Below are 20,392 nucleotides of genomic sequence, written 5' to 3'. Positions count from 1 at the left end.
TGTAAGTGCAGCGATGCATTGAGCTAACCAGTACTAATGACCCGAGAGGCTTAACCTTACAACACCAAAGGTGTTTTGATTTGAGAGACAGGCTCGCAAGAGTAGATTTTCAGCTGAATGTTCCGAGATTGGTTCGTAGTGCAAGCCTGATTTAAGGTGAGCGGTATGAATGAAACAGAATTTGCCTGGCGGCAGTAGCGCGGTGGTCCCACCTGACCCCATGCCGAACTCAGAAGTGAAACGCCGTAGCGCCGATGGTAGTGTGGGGTCTCCCCATGCGAGAGTAGGGAACTGCCAGGCATCAAATAAAGACAAAAGCCCCGTACGAAAGTGCGGGGCTTTTGTCTATGGAAAATTTGGTGTTTTTAGTTCGTTATTTGTCCTGCCATTAAGAACCTATTACCCTCTGCCAGAAACTCTGTCAGTTATGCGTCAGATGATAAGCGCTGTATCCGACAGCGGCACCGGCAATATCCCAGCTAAAATCTTTCCAGCTCCATCCGCTTCCGCCCTCCCGGCTGTCGTAAAGCTCTTTTGCCGCACCAAGTCCGACAGAAAACATCAGTCCGAATGACCGGCTGCGGGCTTCATTCCATCCCTGATGATCGCCATAGGCGGTTCCCGCGGCGGCTAATACGGCAGAGCCTACAAAGTGCTCGGCCTTATCTTTGCCTGTCCATTGATCATTAGCGAAATGCGTGCACCCGCTGCACCCTAATATCAGGGCAATGCAAGGAAGTCTAAAAGCGACGGATAACTTCTGAGTCATAAAGAGGAATTCCGGATAAAAAAAAGCCCGATCACGATGATCAGGCTTTCAGTATAGCCAATTACAGAATTCGGCTGATGAGTCTGTCGATTCTTATCCGCCGTAAGCGCCGGATAAGCTTACGAACTTTGACCGGATAATTAGGAATGCTTTCCAGCTCCATATAGTGTGAAACCACATGCGTATGCTGGCGAATTTCTTCCAGCTCTTTATGACGCTCAGCGGCCATTTCTTTATGCGGATCGTGGATCAGAATGGCATTCTCAAGATCCAGACGCCAGGCGCGGGGATTCAGGTTATTACCGGTAATCAGTTGCCAGCGGTCATCTACCCACATGCCTTTCAGGTGATAGCTGTTTTCGCCATCTTTCCACAAACGAACAATCAGTTGTCCGCTGTCAACGAAACGCTGTAAACGACTCAGGAAGCGGCGCAGGTTAATTTCATACAGATACGGTAACGCACCGATGATTTTGAACGGCTGATCCTGCGGAATATAGAAATCGTTCGCGGTCTTATCACCCACGATAATTTCCACCTGCTTTCCACGGCGCAGCAAATGAATAATGTTACGCGCCAGCATTGCGGGCATATTGAAGTATGGCGTACACAGCGTCAGCTTATGATCTGTGCTGGCCATAAGATGATGGATAGTCCGGTTCAGCTCATTTTGTTTGCCCAGACCGACGATTGGCGTGACAGCCAGTTCATCGTTACCGGCGCTGTCTTTAAAGTGATAGCCACTGGTACGCAGGGTCTGGCGAAACTGACGTGTTTCGTTCTTAATCTCAATGCTTTTTGGGCGATCTTCACGATCGAGACGCTGCACGGCTGCTGCCGTCAGGATCGACTTCTTCATAAAGTCGATCATCGTGTTGGCCAGTGCGGCATTCGTCAGCAGTTGATACCGGTCATAACGATACCTTTCATGACGATGCAGATAAACGTCATTAAGACTCGCACCGCTGTAAATGACCTGATCATCGATAACAAAGCCTTTGAGGTGCAAAACGCCCAAAGCTTCACGAGTATTCACAGGTACGCCATAGACCGGCACAGAAAGCTCGGGATGCTCTTTCGCCATACGACAATACCAGTCAGCATTGGTATTTGTCGCCGCAGCGCCGATACGACCACGCTGAGCGCGGTGCCAGTCAACCAGCACGCAAATCTCCAGCTCAGGGCGCCGCTGCTTGGCGTCATACAACGCCGACAGGACATCGCGGCCGCCATCATCGTTCTCAAGATAGAGCGCGACCAGATAAATCCGTTGGGTGGCGTTAGAAATGGCTTCGAGCAGCGTCGTACGGAAATCTGTCGGACAGTAGAGCGTTTTTACAGCATCAACTGTTTGGGGGAGTTTTGGCAGTTGAGCAAGGTGTTGTTGATGTTTATTACGTTTGAATTTTGACAACATCACAGTGCGCTTCTTCTCTCTTCATGTAATGGCTTTAGCGGCACAAACAAATACAGGCAACCGCACAATCGGTCGATAATACCATTAGTCCTGTCTGATGTGCGTAACTTTTGCCTGTTCATCGCGCAGGCTCACGGTTTTCTGCTACAAAATTCGGGTCTTTTCCAGCGTCAGGGAGAGGTTCACAATACCGTCCTGAATCTGAATGTCGACATCAAACCCCAGCTTTCTGGCCAGCGTAATCATGCCGCGATTATTAGGCATGGTAATTCCGGTCAGGCGTTGCAGCCCGTGCTCTGCAGCGTAGTTGATCATCTTATCCAGCAGGCGTCTTCCGAGCCCTAAACCTTTCAGATCAGAGCGAACCAGAACCGAGAATTCGGCGTCAGTATTATCGGGATCTGAAACCGCTCTGGTGACACCAATAATTTCACTTTTTTCATTCATATTATGAATGGCTACGAACGCCATTTCGCGGTCATAGTCGATTTGCGTCATGTTCGCTAAATCTTCATGCGTGAATTCGTTGATCTCACTGAAATAACGGTAGTAGAGATCTTCCTTCGTGACTTTGAGGATAAACGCTTTAAGCAGCGGTTCATCTTCCGGGAGGATCGGGCGGAACAGTGCCAGTGACCCGTCTTTCAGTATAACGCGCTCTTCCAGTTCACGCGGATAAGGGCGGATTGCCAGTCGTGAAGGTGCACCGGGCTGCTGCGCCGAAAGCTGCATTGAAACATCGAGCAGGCTGAGTTCATTGCCTGAAACCAGCAAAGGATGAATATCCAGCCGTTCTATCTCGGGGCAATCGATAATCAGGTTAGACACATTCACCAGCAACTGACTCAGCGCCGGGATATCGAGCGGATGCAGCGCATTGCGACCGCGAATTTTGCCACTCTTGAGCGCCTGAACCACCTGGTATCGTGCCAGCGTCATGTTCAGCGGCGGCAGGGAAATCGCCGCCTGTCTTTCCGGAAGCCAGTCTGTACCGCCTTCGGCCAGCATAATCAGCGGACCGAATACCGGATCCTGTTCGACCACCACGCGAAGTTCCTGGGAGCCTGGCCGGTTTGCCATAGTTTGCACCAGCAGCCCCTGAATTCTCGCGTGCGGAAATGCCTGTCTGGCGCGGTCAAATATGGCATTCGCAGCCTGTTGCACTTCGCTGGCGGTGCGCAGATATAACATTACGCCCTGCACTTCAGAATTATGCGGGATGTCCGGAGAACGCAGTTTCAGCGCCACCGGATAGCCCACCTGACTGGCGATATTCACGGCTTCTGCACTGTCACTGGCTATCCAGGTTGGCAGCACATTCATTGCGTAGGCCTGAAAAATTGCTCGCACCTCATGGGTATCGAGCTGCGTGGTGCCTTCCGCCAGTGTCCGGGCAATCAGCTGGTGCGCCTGATCGGTGTTTTGTTCAAGGTCTGCAGGAAGTGCCGGCGTTTCTTTCAGCTGCTTCTGGTTACGGCGATATTCCACCATGTGCATAAACGCCGTCACCGTACCTTCCGGCGTGCGGTAAGTCGGGATCCCGGCTTCAGTGAACAGTTTGCGGGCTTCCTGTGACGAAAATTCTCCGCACCAGTTGGTCAGTAACGTGACGTATTTACCGCGCGGATGCCCACGAACGGCATCTATCAGCTGACTGGCTGTCACCGTGCCGTGGGCAGCCGCGCTTGGGGCGTGGATCACCAGCAGTGCATCGTAATCCGTGCTGTCGAGCAGAGCGGTCATTACCGCCTGATACAACTTTGGTGTGGCATCGTCGCGTAAATCTAACGGATTGGCGGCGGTAATTGCCTCTGGCAAAACAGCACTCAGGGCGTGACGGGTTTCCTCACTGAGTTGCGCCAGTTTGCCGTTACGTGACAGCAGCTGATCCAACGCCATTGCAGCAGGGGCTGCGCCGTTACTGATAATAAGTAAGCGCTCACCGCGCAACGGACGCATATGGCTCAGTGTTTCGACAGCTGAAAAAAGCTCATGAGTATCCTGCACACGCAGCAAACCGGCGCGCTGGATAGCGGCATCATAAGCCGCATCGAGGCTCAGCGGGCTGTTGAGTAATTGCTGTGCCTGACCGCTGCGGCCACTTTTGATCACCAGAATCGGTTTATTGCGCGAGGCACTGCGGGAGGCGGAAAGAAAACGTCGTGCATCGCTGATATGTTCGAGATAAAGCAGGATGGCGCTGGTTTTACTGTCGCGGGCGAGAAAGTCGAGCAGGTCGTCGACATCAATATCCAGGCTGTCACCCAGCGAAACGAAATAGGAAAAGCCCACGGCTCGCTGTTGCGCCCAGTCGAGAATGGTATTAGCGACGGCCGCTGATTGCGAAATAAATGCCAGTTTACCGGGCAGGATCGGCACCGGCGAAAAGCTGGCGTTCAGTTTCTGCCACGGCGCGAGAATACCGAGACTGTTTGGCCCGAGCAGACGCATCGAAAAGCGCTGGGCACAGGCTTTGAGTTCAGAGAATTGCTGCGGTTTTGAGGAAAGCACAATCACTGTTTTACAGCCGCGTTCGCCAAGCTGTTCGAGGAGGGCGAGATTGCGGTCAGCGTGGGTACAGAGAATCGCCAGATCCGGCGACATCGGCAGACTGGCGATATCCCGCCAGGTGAGAACACCACACACTGCGCGATAAGCGGGCGTGACCGGCAATACCGGGCCATTAAATCCGCTGTCGAGCAGATTGCGCATCATCAGATATCCGGCGCGGCCCAGTTTATTGCTGGCACCAATAACCGCGATAGATTCAGGTCGTAAAAGTGCTTCCAGTCCGCGCTGACTCATGGAATCTCCCATACCCTTTATTCTTGAAGCTGTCTCTGCGTCGGCAACGCTCGCTCAGCCGAATCACCCGGGGTGCCAGGCTCGTCGGGATCCCTTCTCTTGCCGCCTTGATTCAGCGTCAATTATTTCAGGTATATTTAATTGATGAACTGATTCTAGAGGCTTTCTTCGTTCTTTGCTGTGAGCTGATGCACCGGATGATGGGGTTTTCCGGCCAGATATTGGGTACGGAAATGAGTGAAGTGCCTTGACAGACCCGCTGATGCGTCGAGATCACCGGCTTTTTCCAGCAACGCCGCCGCCACTTCTACGGTGCAATGCAGTTCCGGGCGCGAGGCTTCACGCAGGATATAACCGGAGCTGACGCTTACATCCAGGGAGAACACCGGCAGATTATCCAGATACGGGCTTTTACGAAACATCTTGCGCGCCTCGTTCCAGGTGCCGTCGAGCATAATAAATAAAGGCGGTTTGCTGCCTGCCGGAACCTGCGTAAATACCTGACGCGGCGGTGTTGCGAAAGACGCAGGGAAAACGACGTAAGCCTGACGGCCGGGATCGGCAATCGCTTCCAGCAATGCCGGATCAGTCTGCGTGCGCGACCACAGAAACGCCTGGGTATCGGGCAAAACGTCTGCGATTAACCGGCCAGTATTGCTGGGTTTCATCGGCTCAGTGTCAAACATCACCAGACAAAAACGGCTGGCGGCCTGATGGATTTCGCGTGTGGCGCAGATGCAGTTACGTGTGGGTAACAGGCAGGTCTGACAGCGAATGGCCCTGGATCCGCGCGCAAGGAAAGGGCGGGTAGACTGAGCTAAGCGCTGCTCACGCAGGCGAAGAACGGCGTTGTCTGACATAGGCATTCCGGTTAACGAAAAACGGCTATTCTAATCACCCGGTGAGGACAGGCAAGTGGCAACTGCGAATAACAGAAAAAGGCCCGTACTGTACGGGCCTTCGGCAGGGCTTTATAACGGCTAATGCGTTACAATGATTCATTGAGCCAGTTGTTGAACGGTGCCTTAGGCATTGCTCCGCTCAGCATGTCGACCATTTTGCCTTCATTAAATACCATAATGGTCGGAATACTGCGGATACGGAACCGCGCGCTCAGTTCAGGTTCTGCTTCGGTATTAACCTTAATGAAACGGATTTTACCGGCACGTTCCTGAGCCACATCTTCAAAAATTGGCGCGAAGTTAACGCAAGGGCCACACCACGGCGCCCAGAAATCGATGACAACCGGCAAATCATCTTGCAGGTATTTGTCCAGGGTGGCGGCGGTCGCGTGAACCACATCGCCTTCAAAAAGTGCATGACCGCAGCGGCCGCATTTTGCGCCGTCGTCGATACGATCCTCAGGCAGGCGGTTGGTGGCCTGACATGATGAACAAACCGTATTCATAAAATAGCCTCTACATTGCTTAACGTGAGAAGGGCATCAACCACAAACTCGTTTTTACCCTAAAAACGGTTAATAAAACGGCTGATATGTTACTTGTATGTTGTAAGTATGGGGGCGACACCTCACGTAAACAACGTGGTTTATTCAATGAATACGATAGTTTTAAGCTTTTGGTCCAAAGCCTGTGGCTTAGCTCACAGACATCAGGTAATCTTCGCGCCCTGCGCGTAGGTGGAGAGAAAAATGAACGATTCATTCAGTGGCAAGAACGGCAAAGTCAAAGTGATGTACGTCCGTAGTGACGACGACGGCGATAACCGCAATAACGATAAACGTCCTTCTAACAATAAAGGACGTCCGGGCGATAAACCTCGCCAGGGTTCCCGTCCCGACGATGCCCGCCGCAATGAGCGTCGTAGCAGCGATTCCCGTGGTGATTCCCGCGGCCCGGCTCCGCGTCGCGGCGACGATCGCCCGCGCCGTCCGGCACGTGATGACGACGGCCCGTACTCTTCGCCGTGGAAAACTGTTTCACGTCCGCCGGCAGATGAATCTGTTCCGGATCACGGTGGTATCAGCGGCAAAAGCTTTATCGATCCTGAACAGCTGCGTCGTCAGCGTCAGGAAGAAACCCGCGTATATGGCGAAAATGCCTGTCAGGCGCTGTTCGCCAGCCGTCCGGACGCTATCGTCCGTGCATGGTTTGTTCAGTCAGTAACACCGCGTTTTCGTGAAGCACTGCGCTGGATGGCGGCAAACCGCAAAGCCTATCATGTGGTTGAAGATGACGAGCTGGCGAAAGCGTCCGGCACCGAACACCACGGCGGCGTGTGTTTCCTGATCAAAAAACGTCAGGGTCTGGATGCGGAAACCTATCTGCAATCTGCTCCGGCGAAAGACTGTGTGCTGGCGCTGGAAAACGTCGGTAACCCGCACAACCTCGGCGGTATCATGCGTTCTTGTGCGCACTTTGGTATCAACGGGATGATGGTTCAGGATCCGGCTCAGCTGGAATCTGGCGCGGCAGTCCGTACTGCTGAAGGCGGCGCGGAACACGTTAAAGCCATCAGTGCGGATAACTTCCTTGAAGTGCTGGAAACCTTCCGTAAAGCGGGATACACCATCGTCACCACGTCCAGCCATAAAGGTACGGCGCTGGGCAAAGCCGTCTTACCGGCCAAAATGGTGCTGGTGCTGGGTGAAGAGAGTGATGGTCTGTCTGACAGCGCATGGCAGCAGGGCGACCTGAGCGTCTCTATCGGCGGTACCGGTAAAGTGGAAAGCCTTAACGTTTCCGTTGCATCAGGTATTTTGCTGGCAGAATGGTGGCGTCAGAACCAGGCATAATTGCCGGTTTTTGCCATAAAAAACGGACGCTTAATGCGTCCGTTTTGCTTTCCGACATTCAGGAATCGCCTGAATCAGTGTGCGCCACCGGCACCACCACCACTGCTAAATGGCGGACGGGCGAACCAGATTAAAATAAGCAACACCAGGAACGCGCCGCCAGATAACCAGAAGATTTCATTGGCAGAGATGATCAGTCCCTGGTTGGTGATTTCCCTCGCTATCCAGCCTGATGCCTGCTGATGGCTCATGCCCAAACCTTCGAGCTGCTGATAGGTCTGCGTCGCTGCCGGATTATACGGCGTGATGTTTTCCGTTAACTGCGCATGGTGCAGCGATTCACGGTTCGACCACATAGTAGTGGTGATCGACGTACCAATCGAGCCTGCCAGCGTACGGATAAAGTTCGACAAACTCGATGCCGCCGCCATGCGTTCAGGCGGTAAACCGGAAAGAATAATGGTCGTCAGCGGCATGAAGAAGCAGCCGACCGCGAAGCCCTGAATAAACTGCGGCCACGCCGATGCCCCAAAATCCATCCCCGGTTCGAACGTATACGCACGCCAGAAGAAGCAGTAGGCATACATGATAAAGCTGAAGGTCACCAGCTTTCGCATATCCAGCCGATGCGCAAAGCGCCCGATAATCGGTGACATCAGCACTGGCAAAATACCCACTGGCGCCGACGCCAGACCGGCCCAGGTGGCGGTATACCCATAGACCTCTTGCAATAACTGCGGCAGCAAGACAATTGCGCCGAAGTAGAGCATGTAGGCCAGGCTAATACACAGCACACCTATGGTGAAGTTTCGTGATTTAAACAGCGACAGATCGACTATCGGGTGATCATCGGTCAGCTCCCACACGACCAGGAAGCACAGCGCGACCACCGCCACGGCCGCAAGTACGATAATTTCCGTTGAGTTAAACCAGTCGAGTTCTTTACCCCGATCGAGCATCACCTGCAATGCGCCAATGCCCAGTACCAGCAGCACTAACCCCACACTGTCGATTGGCCTGATCTGCGTCGCGGTCTCGCGTCCTTTCAGCGTTTTCAGCGTCAGGAATACCACCACAAGACCGATCGGCACGTTGATAAAGAAGATCCATCCCCAGTGATAGTTATCACTGATATACCCGCCCAGGATCGGCCCGCAAATCGGGGCGACGATCACCGTCATCGACCAGAGCGCGAGCGCGGTACTTCGCTTGGCCGGCGGATAGTTATTGAGTAACAGACTTTGTGAGAGGGGGATCAGTGGACCTGCCACCACGCCCTGCACCACACGGAAGAAGATCAGCATTTCCAGACTGTTGGACATACCGCACAGCCACGATGCAATCGCAAACAGCACCGTGGACCACAGGAAGAGTTTGACCTCACCAATACGTTTTGCCAGCCAGCCGGTGATCGGGATCGAGATGGCGTTTGCCACCCCGAACGACGTGATAACCCAGGTGCCCTGTGAGTTTGAGGCACCGAGATTCCCGGCGATGGTCGGGATCGCCACGTTGGCGATCGTCGAGTCCAGCACCTGCATAAAGGTGGCCATAGACAAAGCCACCGTCATCCAGGCCAGCGGGGCGCCTACCAGCGGTTTATTTGCCACGAAGGCCTCCGGAGATTTTAGCCTGCATTAGCATGGATAACGTCTGCAATGATGGCATTGACCGGTGCCAGATCTATCGTCAGGGCTGAAGTCTGATACAACGGTTCGGTACGGACTTTATCGGCCAGCACCAGACCATCACGGTTTTGCGTATCAACGGTTACCAGTGTTGATAAACCGATACGCAGCGGATGTTCTGCCACTTCCTGATCGTTAAGTTCGATACGAACCGGCAGACGCTGAACCACTTTGATCCAGTTACCTGTCGCATTCTGAGCCGGTAACAGCGAGAACGCGCCACCGGTGCCCATATCCATACCCACAACTTTGCCGTGATATTTCACATCATCGCCATACATATCGCTGACCACGGTCGCCATCTGGCCAATACGCATATTTGCCAGCTGGGTTTCTTTAAAGTTGGCATCGACCCAGATGTGATGAGCCGGAACGACTGCCATCAGAGACGTCGTCGGGCTGATTTGCTGGCCGATTTGCACGGCGCGGCGTGAGACGAAACCGTCAATCGGGCTGCGCACTTTGGTACGTTGCTGGGCGAGCCATGCGTCACGAACCTGAGCGGCGGCCTGCAGTACCTGCGGCTGTTTATTGACAGGCGTATCCAGAATCATCGCCTGATTGGCGTTGTATTGCTGAACGGCGACATCATATTGCGCTTTCGCGGTATCGACGGCGTCACGGGCGTGTTGCAGTTCTTCACGGCCAATCGCATCAACATTACCCAGCACGATGCGGCGCTTGAGGTCAGTCTGTGCCTGTTGCAGCTGCGTCTGACGCAGCGCGATATTGGCCTGATACTGCTTGCCGTTGATGATTAACTGATGTGTCTGACGCACGCTGTTCGCCAGCGCTGTTTTAGAGCGCTCGAAAGCCTGCTCTGCATCGGTCGGGTCAATCGTCACCAGCACGTCGCCTTTTTTCACAAAGTCGGTGCTGTCGAAGTTGACGTCGGTCACGCTGCCCGACACCTGCGCCATAATCTGCACCTGGTTACCTGCGATATAAGCATCGTCAGTAGACTCGAAATGACGCAGCACCAGCAGCCAGTAGAACAGGTAGGCGATGGCGATAATAATGAAAATCCCGGTTAACAAGAGCAAAGCGACTTTACGCGTTTTTTTCTTATTTTTCGGAGCTTGCGGCGTTGCCTGAGTTTCGGCATTTGCGCTCATGGTCTTCTCCACAATGTGTCTTTTATTATGATTTTTGGTCCGCGGCCGGGGCCTGATAGCCACCCCCAAGCGCACGGATGAGACTGATTTTTGCCTGCATCAACTGACTGCTGGCGTTGAGTTGCGCCTGTTGTTGTTGCAGGAGCGCTGACTGGCTGCTCAACAGCTCATCCCGTCCGATGACGCCAGCGTTGTATCTTGCATCCGAAACGCGATACACCTCATCAAGCGACTTAGCGGCAGAAGATGCCTGCTGCAATTGTTCCGCGCTGCTTTTTGAGACTGTAATGGCATCCGCAGTTTGCTGGATGGCGTTCAGGATGGTCTGGTTATACGACTCAACAGACTGGTCATATAACGCGGACTCTTCGCCCAGTTTGGAGCGCAGTGCACCGGCGTGGAAAATCGGCAGCGAAATGGCTGGCGCGATATTCCATGCCTCACTGGCTGCTGACAGAATATTTGGGCTGGTACCGCCATAGTTGGTGGTCGTCAGACCGCCAAAGGCACTGATGGAAAGGCTTGGATAGAACTCTTTTTTCGCTGCACTGACCCGCTGGGAATAGGATTCGACCAGATCACGTTGTGCTGCGATGTCAGGGCGTTTGCCCAGTAAATCCAGCGTCAGTTCCGCTTTCGGTGCCAGAGCCTCTGCCGGTGGCAGCGCCACGGCGTGCAGCCCGTTCATGGCATCCGGGCCACGACCTGCGAGCGCTGAAAGCTGATGTCTCAGCTGTTCAGTTTGCGATTTCAGATTGATGAGCTGCTGTTTGGCGCTGTCAGCCTGAGCCTGGGTTTGTTGCGGAATCTCAATACCATAGACACCGGCTTGATATTGCGCTTTACGCAAATCTGCCAGATGCTGGTTGTTATCCACTTCATGTTGCAAAACATCCTGCAAAGCAAGATTGGCCTGCAACTGATAATAGGCTGACGCCACCGAACTGGTCAGCGTCAGAGCGGCTTCTGCCTGTTCAGCACGGGCTGAATCTACCTGCGCTTTCGCGGCATTCACCTGATTGCGGTATTTACCCCACCAGTCAAACTCATAGCTCAAATTCAGCCCGAGGCTGTTGCTGCTGTCGAAAATTGGCGCTTCCGGATAACTTGTCAGGAACGGCGGGATCGTATTTTTTGCTATACGTTCGCGTCGTGTCGAGGCATTGAGATCCAGATAAGGGCCATTGGCGGCATCGGCTTCTCCCATAACGCTCTGTGCTTCGCGCACGCGAGCGGCGGCCTGACGCAACGACGGCGAGTTTTGCAACGTCGTGGTCATCAGGTTATCCAGTTGCGGGTCATTAAGACTGCGCCACCACTGAGGGCCGAGGGTCAGGGAGCTGACCTTTGCCTGCTGCAGGTGAAGCTGTTGCGTATCCAGCAGCGACGACTGAGGAGCAATATTATTACTGGAGGCGCAGCCGGCCAAAATCAAAACGGCAAACAGCGGCGTAAGCCTCCAGCGAGCTTGGAGTGACATGTGTAGTTTACCTGAACAGAAATTTAGAATTGTTGTAGCGCTGTTGCATCCATCTGATCAAGGCGAGTTAACAGCTTGCGGGTCAGTGTTTCTAACTGCTTCTGTTCTTCAGCGTCTAAAGTTGACCAGAGTAAATGCAGACTCTTGTGTTGAGGTGGAAGTAACTTCTGGATAAAGGCTTCCCCGTCAACCGTCAGGTGCAAATGCAGGCACCGGCGGTCATTATCGCTCTCACGACGTTCAATCCATCCGCGTTTTTCCAGCTCATCCGCAATACGGGTGGCGTTAGTGCGGGAAGAACCCAACGCAGAGCTTAGTTCAGAAGGCTGAATGCTGTGGCTTTCCTGCGCATCAAGGGTCAGTAACGCCATAAACAGCGTTTCATTAATGCCCTGTGCTTTCAGCATTTTATTGCGATTTTCAAGCAATTTACTTTGCATGTGCATACACAAACGGGTCAGCAGAATTTCCTGATAAGGGAAATCTTTTTGCTTTTTGGCCCGGAAATTTAACATGTTTTCAATTGGCGCGAACGAACTGTCCATATGAGAAGCCTCATTAGTTACAGATGACATAGTAACGATGGTAATTAATAATATCAATGTTATGAATCACCAATTCTTTAGCAAATAGTGTGATTCATAACTCCAGTGAATTATTCGATGTTTACTGTATTCGGCAGAGTTTGCCATTCTGTTGTTTTGCGGTAAAAAATGATCTTCAGCCTGCGGTCATCAGCATCACCTTGAACACCAGTCCGTACACCAGGGCACCGGTCAGTGTGGCAATAATGATGCTTTTGGTTCGCCAGAAAATCAGCGCGAGCAGGACAAAACCGGCCAGCGAAGGCAGCAGTTTTTGCTGATCACGCAAAATTTCCGGTGTACTTGAAACCACCAGCAGCGCGCAGATAGACGCGATGCCGATGCTGTCGAGCACGCGGGACAGAGGACCACTCTTCGGCCCGGTTTTCTGCCTTGCGCCCATGCGCAAAGGCAAATACCGGAACAGGTAATTCACGGTGCCGACGAGCAGACAGACCAGAATGACATTAGTGCTCATCTGAGGTTATCTCCGTGGCAGAAGGGGATTGAGGGCGTTGCAGCAAGGCGGCAAGGCAACCGGCGGCCAGACCGCAGCCGATAGCGGCAGGAATCGACCAGAACAGGAGTCCGCCCAGCGCACCGGCCAGCGATGCGACAAACACCATGCTTTGCTGGCGCTTAAACGCCGCGAGCAGAAAACTCAGAAACAGCGCCGGTAACATAAAGCCGAGTGCGGCTTCGATGGCCGGAAAATTTTCCAGCGGCCCGTTACCAAACAGCGCACCTACCGCCGTGCCAGATACCCATGAGAGCCAGGATGAAAGCGCTATGCCGCACATCCAGTTTTCGCTCCAGCTGCGTTTATCGCGGATAAGTTTGGCGGTAGCAGCGGCGAACACTTCGTCTGTCAGGCCAAATGCCCAGAGTGCGGTTTTTTTGCCATTGAGTTTTCCCACCAGACGGTTACGCAGCGACGGACCGTACAGCACATGCCGCACATCCATTGCCATGACGGTAAGGGCAGAAATCCACAGGGACATTCCGGCGCTGAGCAGCGCGGTGATGACAAACTGACTGGCGCCAGCATAGATAAGAATGGAAAACAGGAGACTTTCAGCTGGGGTGAATCCCAGTTTTACGGCACTAAGGCCAAATGCAAAAGCGATGGGCAGATAGCCAATGACAATGGGCAGGCTATCAGTAATGCCTTGTTTGAATGTTGAAACACGGACGGGGTCGGGTGCTTCGAGATCTGGGTTGCTTTGCATGAGTGTTTAAAACATTGTGAAACCGGATGAGTACCGGCAAATAATTTATGGCGCAAACATTACCAGACTGTAAGTATTGTTAACACCCTTTGGTTCAAATAAATTTCTAATATGATTATTCGCAAGCTAATCAGGAGGGGTGATGGTTCCCTCCTGATGTAATTTCATTCGTTATTACGCCAGCTTGTGTTTATATCCCTTCAGCCAGACGAGCAAATTCAGCACACACATGATGGTGCCTGCTGCCGACACCCCATACCAGCCAGCGGCCTGATAGGCTGATGCCGAGACCAGCGAACCCACCGCACCACCAATAAAGTAAGTCGTCATGTAACCCGCGGTCAGGCGGTTTCGCGCTTCCGGCATGGTTTTATAGATAACGCTTTGGTTGGTGATGTGCACGCCCTGAACCGAAAGGTCCAAAACGATAATGCCGATAATCAGCGAAATCACTGAATGCTGACCCCAGGCAATCGCAGCCCATGACAGCAAAAGCAGAACCAGTCCCGCCGTGGTGGTCAGATGCGCTTTGCCCTTATCTGCCAGATGTCCGGCGCGGGTAGCCGCCAGCGCGCCGGCTGCACCCACCAGCCCGAACAGCCCGATCACCGCTTCGGAATAATTGTACGCCGGACCTGCCAGCAGGAACGCCATTGACGTCCACAAAATACTGAAGTTAGCAAAACAAAACATGCCGATCAGTGCGCGCGTGCGTAAAACCGGCGTGTGGATGAACAGCGTGAAGATGGATTTCAGTAGCTGAGGATAATTCAGGTCGGTTTTCTGCTCATGCTTGGGCAGTTTACGCCACAGTACCAGCGCCATCACGATCATCAGCGCACTCGCCACCCAGTAAACGGTGCGCCAGCCACCCAGCGACGCCAGAAGACCGGCGACAGTCCGCGCCAGCAGAATGCCCAGCAGCAGCCCGGACATAATCAGCCCGACCACTTTACCGCGACGTTCCGGTTCCGCCAGCGTGGCCGCCAGCGGCACCAGAATCTGCGCTACGACCGAGAACAACCCGGTCAGCGCTGTACCGACCAGCATGATAGTCAGCGTTGGCGCCATCGCCGTGATCAGTAATCCGGCGGCGGAAAGCAGCGTCATCAGCACGATTAAACCGCGACGTTCGAACATATCGCCAAGCGGTACGATAAACATCAGCCCGCAGGCATAACCGAGCTGTGCCACGGTGACGATGAATCCGGCCTGATTGACTGAAAGACTGAACGCGCGTGCGATAGTTTCCAGCAACGGCTGCGGGTAATAGTTACTGGCGACGGCAAGCCCGGTGGCAACGGCCATCAGAATAATCAGCGCCGGGCTGAGGGGAGAATGCGTTGTAGTTTTTTTCATAATCAGAATAAATGGATCTTATTGAAGGAGCAGGGAAATGCGTAAAACGATTATCGTTTTAGTTGAAATATTAAACCAATGAATAGTTTTCATGGCAACTAGTGGGTTTTGCAATAGCGTTTTTTTTATACAGCCCCACAAAAAAGCGGGCGGAGATTGCTCCCCGCCCGCTGGTCTTACAATGTTCGTGCTGTGTTATTTCGCAGCAGCCAATGATTCTTTAATCCAGCTATCGAACACTTCCTGGTGGGCTTTGATCCAGCCGTCAGTTTGTGCGTTGATATCGGCTTCTGAGTTCTGACCGGCGTGCATAGCAGCGTTCTGCGCATTAATGTCTTTCAGAGGCAGTTTCATGATGGCAAACAGTTTCGCCGCTGCCGGGTTTTTCTCAGTCCAGGCACGGTTCGCTACGATACGCATGGTGCTGACCGGGAAACCGTAGTTCTTGCCATTTGGCAGCTCAGTGTTGGCGTTTTTCTCGCCAGGCACCACGGAGAATGGCACCTGCAACCACACAACATCTTTGCCCGGCACCATAATGCTGCTCACCCAGTACGGCGTCCAGGTGTAATAAAACACAGGTTTGCCTTCTTTGTAGCGCGTAATGGTATCGGCGATCATCGCAGCATAGTTACCCTGGTTATTGGTCACGGTATCTTCCAGACCAAAAGCTTTCAGCTGTTCATTGAGCACCGCTTCACAACCCCAGCCCGGTGTACAACCGGTCAGATCAGCTTTACCGTCGCCGTTGGTATCAAAAATTTTTGCCAGTTTCGGGTCTTTCAGCTGAGCGACATTGGTAATGTGATACTTTTCGGCGGTTTTCTTATCAATAAGCCAGCCTTGTGCCGCGCCCGTGATATACGTGCCTTCGCGGTAAAAGACCTTGTCGCCACCGGCTGCTTTGTACATTTCATCATGCAGCGGCGTCCAGTTAACGGCGGTAAAGGTCGCATCACCGGCAGCCAGAGTGGTGTAGCCCACGTTGTAATCGACTTCGCGAATTGGCAGAACGTCGTAGCCCAGTTTTTCCAGCGCTTTGTTTACCAGCTCAGTCTGGAAGGTTTCCTCGCTGATGCTGCTCTGGATTGGCGTAACCTTAATGCCTTTACCCGGCAGATCGGCGGCGAAAGTGGATGCTGTGGCAAATGTAGTGAGAGCGACGAGCGCCCAGAGTCCTGTCTTTTTCATAAATTCCTCAGATTTTATCTTTGATTATTTTTTTGCTGCGGCAGCGGCAGCTTCTTTGATCCAGCCATCGAAGGTCGCCTGATGCGCCTTGATCCAGCCGTCGACGTGTTGCTGAATATCCTCGGAAGAAGATTCACCCTCGTGCATCCGCAAGTTTTGCGCATTCACATCAGCCAGTGGCAATTTCATAATGGCAAACAGTTTTGCAGCCGCCGGGTTTTGCTCAGCCCAGGCTTTATTGGCCACGATATGTTCGTTATTGACCGGGAAACCGTAGTTTTTACCATTAGGCAGCGTGGTATCGAGGTCTTTCAGTGATCCCGGATTGGCGGAGAAAGGTACGGTCAGCCAGACCACATCTTTGCCAGGTTTCATCTCGTTACTGACCCAGTACGGCGTCCAGGTGTAATACAGCACCGGTTTGCCGGATTTATAGCGGGTGAGGGTATCGGCGATAATGGCCGAATAATTGCCCTCGTTTTGTGTCACGGTATTGTTAAGGCCGTAGGCTTTAAGCTGCGTGCTAATTACCGAGCCGCACACCCAGCCCGGATTACAGCCCGCCATGTCGGCTTTGCCATCGCCGTCGGCGTCGAACAATTTGGCGATTTTCGGATCTTTCAGCTGCGACAAATCGTGGATGTGATATTTGTCTGCGGTTTTTTTGTCGATCAGATAACCCTGTGCCGCACCGGCGATATACGTACCTTCGCGGTAGAATTTCTGATCGCCACCGGCTGAGGCGTACATGTCTTTTTGCAGCGGATCCCAGTTCACCGCCATGAACGTCGAATCACCACTGGCGATGGCGGTGTACGCCACGTTGTAGTCGACTTCGCCGGTTTGCTGAACGTCGTAGCCCAGTTTTTGCAGCGCACGGTTAACCAGTTCGGTCTGGAAAGTTTCTTCTGCGATAGTGCTTTGCAACGGTTTGACGACCACGCCTTTGCCCGGTAAACCGGCAGCGAAAGCGGCGGGTGTCGCAATGGATAATGCGAGGATGAGTGCTTTTTTCTGAGTTGTGCGCATGGTGAACCCTTATTCTTTTTAAGTTTGTGGCTTATGAATACGTAAGAGTGGACTGCGTTGTTTCAGTTTATTGAGAGTTCCCGGCAGCGAACTGCCGGGAAAAGTGCAGTATGAATCAGACTTTTTTAGTGAAAGGCTTCATCACCAGACCGACAGGGCCACGGGTGAACCAGCGGTGACCGCCTTTACTGCGGCTGTCACGACCCATCGACTGAGTAAGACGGTCGAGGATAATGGCGAGGATGACGATACCTGCACCACCGACCGACGCCAGACCCATGTCCAGACGACCGATACCGCGCAGAACCATCTGACCCAAACCACCGACCGCGATCATCGAGGCGATAACCACCATCGACAGCGCCAGCATCAGCGTCTGGTTAATACCAGCCATAATGGTCGGCATCGCCAGGGGCAGCTGAACTTTAAACAGCAGCTGGCTCGGGCTTGAACCAAAGGATTTCGCCGCTTCGATCAGATCTTCGGGTACCTGATTAATACCCAGAATCGTCAGACGCACGACTGGCGGCAGGGCGAAGATGATCGTTACCACCACGCCCGGCACGTTCCCGATACCAAACAGCATCACGATCGGCACCAGATAGACAAACGCCGGAGTGGTCTGCATGGCATCAAGCAATGGCCTGATAATTTTGGCGGCCCTCTGACTACGGGCCAGCCATATGCCGAGCGGCAAGCCTATCAAAATACAGAAGAACAGCGAGGTCAGCACCAGCGCCAGCGTCACCATAGCCTGTGACCATGCGCCGATAGCGCCGATCAGAACCAGTGAAACCAGCGTGGCAGCACCCATACCCAACCCGGCCATCTGCCAGGCGATTAGCGCGAACACCAGGATCGCCAGCGGGGCAGGCAGGGATTCCAGACCATGCTGGAAACCGCTCAGTACGAAATCGACCGGCACACGGATCCCCTGGAATACCGGGCGGAAGTTGGTGACCAGCCAGTCGATCCCGCTGGTGACCCAATGGTCAAGCGGGATCAGCGTATTGTGGAACGGATCGAGAATATTAAAATGCTGATGATGTTCAGGCGCGACGGTCAGCCAGTCGTTGGCCTGTGCTGCGGCGTGGTGCGCGGTGTCCGGAGCACTGGTCGCGGCATCGCTGGCGCCTCCCCACGGATCACTGCTGGCCGCTGCGTTCGCGGCGGCATCGGGCTGAGTCGCAACAGCGCCACTGGCGTTATCGGCACCCCACGGATCGATGGACGCGTCGGGAACCTGCGCCTGAGCGGCCTGTGCGTGCTGAACAATGGTGTTATGCATGCTTGAAAGACTCATTCGTTACCCCCTTCTTTATCCAGAGCCTGAAGCAACATGGCTTTGGAAATAATGCCGATATAGTTATTGTCCTCATTGACGACCGGCACGGCGCAAGGCGCGGCGGCGACATGGGAAATCAGTTCGCTGAGTGGCATATCTGCCTGCACCGCAGCCGGAGATTCCAGCAGGGCACTTTCCAGCGTCAGATTGGCTTTCAGCGCGGTTTTCAGGGATTCAATCGACACAACGCCGATGAATTTCTGCCCACGTTCAAGCACATAACCATATTCGCGGTCTTCATCTTCGAGCAGCTTAAGGGCAGCACGCGGACCAAAACCGGGGGTTTTACGTATAAGCGCGCCACGACGGCGGGCAATGTCTTTGGCACTAAATACCTGGCTGATATCGACGCCACGGAAGAAGGTGCGCACATAATCGTTTGCCGGATTATTCAGAATGTCTTCCGGCGTACCGACCTGCACCACTTCGCCGCCCTGCATAATGGCGATGCGATCGCCGATGCGCATGGCTTCGTCGAGATCATGGGAAATGAACACGATGGTGCGCTGATGCTGAGCCTGAAGCTTCACCAGCTCATCCTGCATTTCGGTACGGATTAACGGATCGAGTGCCGAGAAGGCTTCATCCATCAGCAGAATGTCAGGGTTGTTGGCCATCGCACGGGCAAGACCCACACGCTGACGCATACCACCCGATAATTCATCAGGATAAGATTTGGCATAGTTTTCCAGCCCGACCTGACGCAACGCGTCAATCGCTTTTTCATTGCGCTCTTCGACCGGGACACCGGCCAGTTCCATACCAAACGCGGTGTTATTCAACACGGTCAGGTGTGGCATCAGCGCAAAGGACTGAAATACCATACTGATTTTACTGCGGCGCACCTGGCGCAATTTTGATTCTGAGATTTTGGCGATATCTTCGCCGTCGATCAGGACTTCGCCACGGGTGGGCTCTATCAGACGATTGAGAAGGCGTACCATGGTGGATTTACCAGAACCGGATAACCCCATGATGACGAAAATCTCGCCTTCTTCAATGGCCAGACTGGCATTCTTAACGCCAAGTGAAAGACCGGTTTTCTCAAAAATTTCTTCTTTACCCTTGCCTGCGTCGATCATCTTGAAAGCGCGATCCGGGTTCTCGCCAAATACCTTATAAAGATTCTTTACTTCGATTTTAATTGCCATGCAATGTGCATTCCTTGGATATAAATAGCCGTATCGGCTCGATATCTAGTTTTTGTGTTGGACCGTATAGGATTTTGCCTGTAACAAAATAGTGAACGCTTTATACCCTAACACATAGAAATTCTGAGACAAGTCTCAATGTTTCCGGGGAATAATCATGATTGTGTTTCTGGTGGTGTATTTATCTGTATTTGCAGTGTTTAATTTAGGTAAGTTAGCACTGACATTTAATGACAAATTATCCCACCCGAAAATTTCAAGCGCAAAACTAATTCCTTCATGGGGTGTTGTGTTAAAAATATATGTAATTTATTGTTTTTACTAGGGATAATATCTTTTGTTTTTGTGGGGTTATAAGGGGTGGTAATTGCGTGATTTATAGGGAGTTAATGTGTTTATGTTAGTACTCATTTACATGTGTAAATAGAGATTTCAGATTTGACTGAATGCCGTGAATTTACCGGTTATCTGAAAG

The 20,392-nt window shown here is 52.9% G+C and carries 18 protein-coding genes and 1 rRNA gene; 2 read left to right on the top strand and 17 right to left on the bottom strand.

All coding sequences use genetic code 11. The features are described 5' to 3' along the window. Window positions 1-184: 184 nt before the first annotated feature. A 5S ribosomal RNA gene (rrf, locus tag D6C13_RS20995) occupies window positions 185-300 on the top strand. Window positions 301-421: 121 nt separating this feature from the next. Here rrf and D6C13_RS20990 read toward each other — a convergent pair. The 6 genes from D6C13_RS20990 to trxC all read right to left on the bottom strand — a co-directional run bounded on the left by D6C13_RS20990 (window position 422) and on the right by trxC (window position 6,399). Then, window positions 422-769: a YfiM family lipoprotein gene (locus tag D6C13_RS20990; RefSeq protein ID WP_120134598.1), complete on the bottom strand. Its 348-nt coding sequence runs from the start codon at window positions 767-769 to the stop codon at window positions 422-424. Window positions 770-830: 61 nt separating this feature from the next. Next, on the bottom strand, window positions 831-2,183 hold the full coding sequence (gene pssA / locus D6C13_RS20985; RefSeq protein WP_244212737.1) for a CDP-diacylglycerol--serine O-phosphatidyltransferase: 1,353 nt from the start codon (window positions 2,181-2,183) through the stop codon (window positions 831-833). Then, entirely contained in the window at window positions 2,164-2,211 is a 48-nt protein-coding gene (locus D6C13_RS25940; RefSeq protein ID WP_217203873.1) for a hypothetical protein, read from the bottom strand. The genes pssA and D6C13_RS25940 overlap by 20 nt, the downstream gene beginning before the upstream one ends. 119 nt (window positions 2,212-2,330) lie before the next feature. Next, window positions 2,331-4,991 (bottom strand): bifunctional acetate--CoA ligase family protein/GNAT family N-acetyltransferase, encoded by a 2,661-nt coding sequence (locus D6C13_RS20980; protein ID WP_120134596.1) that lies wholly within the window; start codon window positions 4,989-4,991, stop codon window positions 2,331-2,333. A gap of 155 nt (window positions 4,992-5,146) precedes the next feature. Then, window positions 5,147-5,851: a tRNA-uridine aminocarboxypropyltransferase gene (locus tag D6C13_RS20975; protein WP_120134595.1), complete on the bottom strand. Its 705-nt coding sequence runs from the start codon at window positions 5,849-5,851 to the stop codon at window positions 5,147-5,149. Window positions 5,852-5,979: 128 nt separating this feature from the next. Continuing rightward, the gene (gene trxC, locus D6C13_RS20970; RefSeq protein WP_015695963.1) at window positions 5,980-6,399 is read right to left on the bottom strand and encodes a thioredoxin TrxC; all 420 of its coding nucleotides are present in this window, start codon (window positions 6,397-6,399) and stop codon (window positions 5,980-5,982) included. 243 nt (window positions 6,400-6,642) lie between these two features. On the opposite strand from trxC, the gene D6C13_RS20965 reads away from it, so the two are divergent. Beyond that, window positions 6,643-7,746: a tRNA/rRNA methyltransferase gene (locus D6C13_RS20965; RefSeq protein WP_120134594.1), complete on the top strand. Its 1,104-nt coding sequence runs from the start codon at window positions 6,643-6,645 to the stop codon at window positions 7,744-7,746. Window positions 7,747-7,820: 74 nt separating this feature from the next. On the opposite strand, the gene emrB is transcribed toward D6C13_RS20965, so the two are convergent. The 11 genes from emrB to proV all read right to left on the bottom strand — a co-directional run bounded on the left by emrB (window position 7,821) and on the right by proV (window position 19,917). Beyond that, the gene (gene emrB, locus D6C13_RS20960) at window positions 7,821-9,356 is read right to left on the bottom strand and encodes a multidrug efflux MFS transporter permease subunit EmrB (protein WP_120134593.1); all 1,536 of its coding nucleotides are present in this window, start codon (window positions 9,354-9,356) and stop codon (window positions 7,821-7,823) included. Between the two features lie 17 nt (window positions 9,357-9,373). Further along, window positions 9,374-10,549: a multidrug efflux MFS transporter periplasmic adaptor subunit EmrA gene (emrA, locus tag D6C13_RS20955; RefSeq protein WP_120134592.1), complete on the bottom strand. Its 1,176-nt coding sequence runs from the start codon at window positions 10,547-10,549 to the stop codon at window positions 9,374-9,376. A gap of 25 nt (window positions 10,550-10,574) precedes the next feature. Beyond that, on the bottom strand, window positions 10,575-12,029 hold the full coding sequence (locus tag D6C13_RS20950) for an efflux transporter outer membrane subunit (protein ID WP_120134591.1): 1,455 nt from the start codon (window positions 12,027-12,029) through the stop codon (window positions 10,575-10,577). A 23-nt stretch (window positions 12,030-12,052) separates the two neighbouring features. Next, window positions 12,053-12,574, bottom strand: coding sequence for a transcriptional repressor MprA (gene mprA / locus D6C13_RS20945; RefSeq protein ID WP_120134590.1), 522 nt, complete (start codon window positions 12,572-12,574; stop codon window positions 12,053-12,055). Between the two features lie 175 nt (window positions 12,575-12,749). After that, a complete protein-coding gene (ygaH, locus tag D6C13_RS20940; RefSeq protein ID WP_120134589.1) occupies window positions 12,750-13,091 on the bottom strand; it encodes an L-valine transporter subunit YgaH in 342 nt (113 codons plus the stop codon). Further along, the gene (locus tag D6C13_RS20935; protein ID WP_120134588.1) at window positions 13,081-13,842 is read right to left on the bottom strand and encodes an AzlC family ABC transporter permease; all 762 of its coding nucleotides are present in this window, start codon (window positions 13,840-13,842) and stop codon (window positions 13,081-13,083) included. The genes ygaH and D6C13_RS20935 overlap by 11 nt, the downstream gene beginning before the upstream one ends. A gap of 174 nt (window positions 13,843-14,016) precedes the next feature. Next, complete coding sequence (locus D6C13_RS20930; protein WP_120134587.1) at window positions 14,017-15,201, bottom strand: MFS transporter; 1,185 nt, start codon at window positions 15,199-15,201, stop codon at window positions 14,017-14,019. Window positions 15,202-15,396: 195 nt separating this feature from the next. Further along, entirely contained in the window at window positions 15,397-16,392 is a 996-nt protein-coding gene (proX, locus tag D6C13_RS20925; protein ID WP_120134586.1) for a glycine betaine/L-proline ABC transporter substrate-binding protein ProX, read from the bottom strand. A gap of 24 nt (window positions 16,393-16,416) precedes the next feature. Continuing rightward, on the bottom strand, window positions 16,417-17,421 hold the full coding sequence (proX, locus tag D6C13_RS20920) for a glycine betaine/L-proline ABC transporter substrate-binding protein ProX (RefSeq protein WP_120134585.1): 1,005 nt from the start codon (window positions 17,419-17,421) through the stop codon (window positions 16,417-16,419). Between the two features lie 115 nt (window positions 17,422-17,536). Further along, window positions 17,537-18,724 (bottom strand): glycine betaine/L-proline ABC transporter permease ProW, encoded by a 1,188-nt coding sequence (gene proW, locus D6C13_RS20915; RefSeq protein WP_120134584.1) that lies wholly within the window; start codon window positions 18,722-18,724, stop codon window positions 17,537-17,539. Continuing rightward, window positions 18,721-19,917, bottom strand: a complete 1,197-nt coding sequence (gene proV / locus D6C13_RS20910) for a glycine betaine/L-proline ABC transporter ATP-binding protein ProV (RefSeq protein WP_120134583.1) — start codon at window positions 19,915-19,917, stop codon at window positions 18,721-18,723. Before proV ends, proW begins: the two co-directional genes overlap by 4 nt. Window positions 19,918-20,392: the final 475 nt, after the last annotated feature.

It is taken from the genome of Rahnella woolbedingensis (assembly GCF_003602095.1).
GTDB lineage: Bacteria > Pseudomonadota > Gammaproteobacteria > Enterobacterales > Enterobacteriaceae > Rahnella > Rahnella woolbedingensis.
The sequence above is the reverse complement of the archived record's forward strand: the minus strand, read 5'-3'. Positions and strand labels throughout refer to the sequence as shown.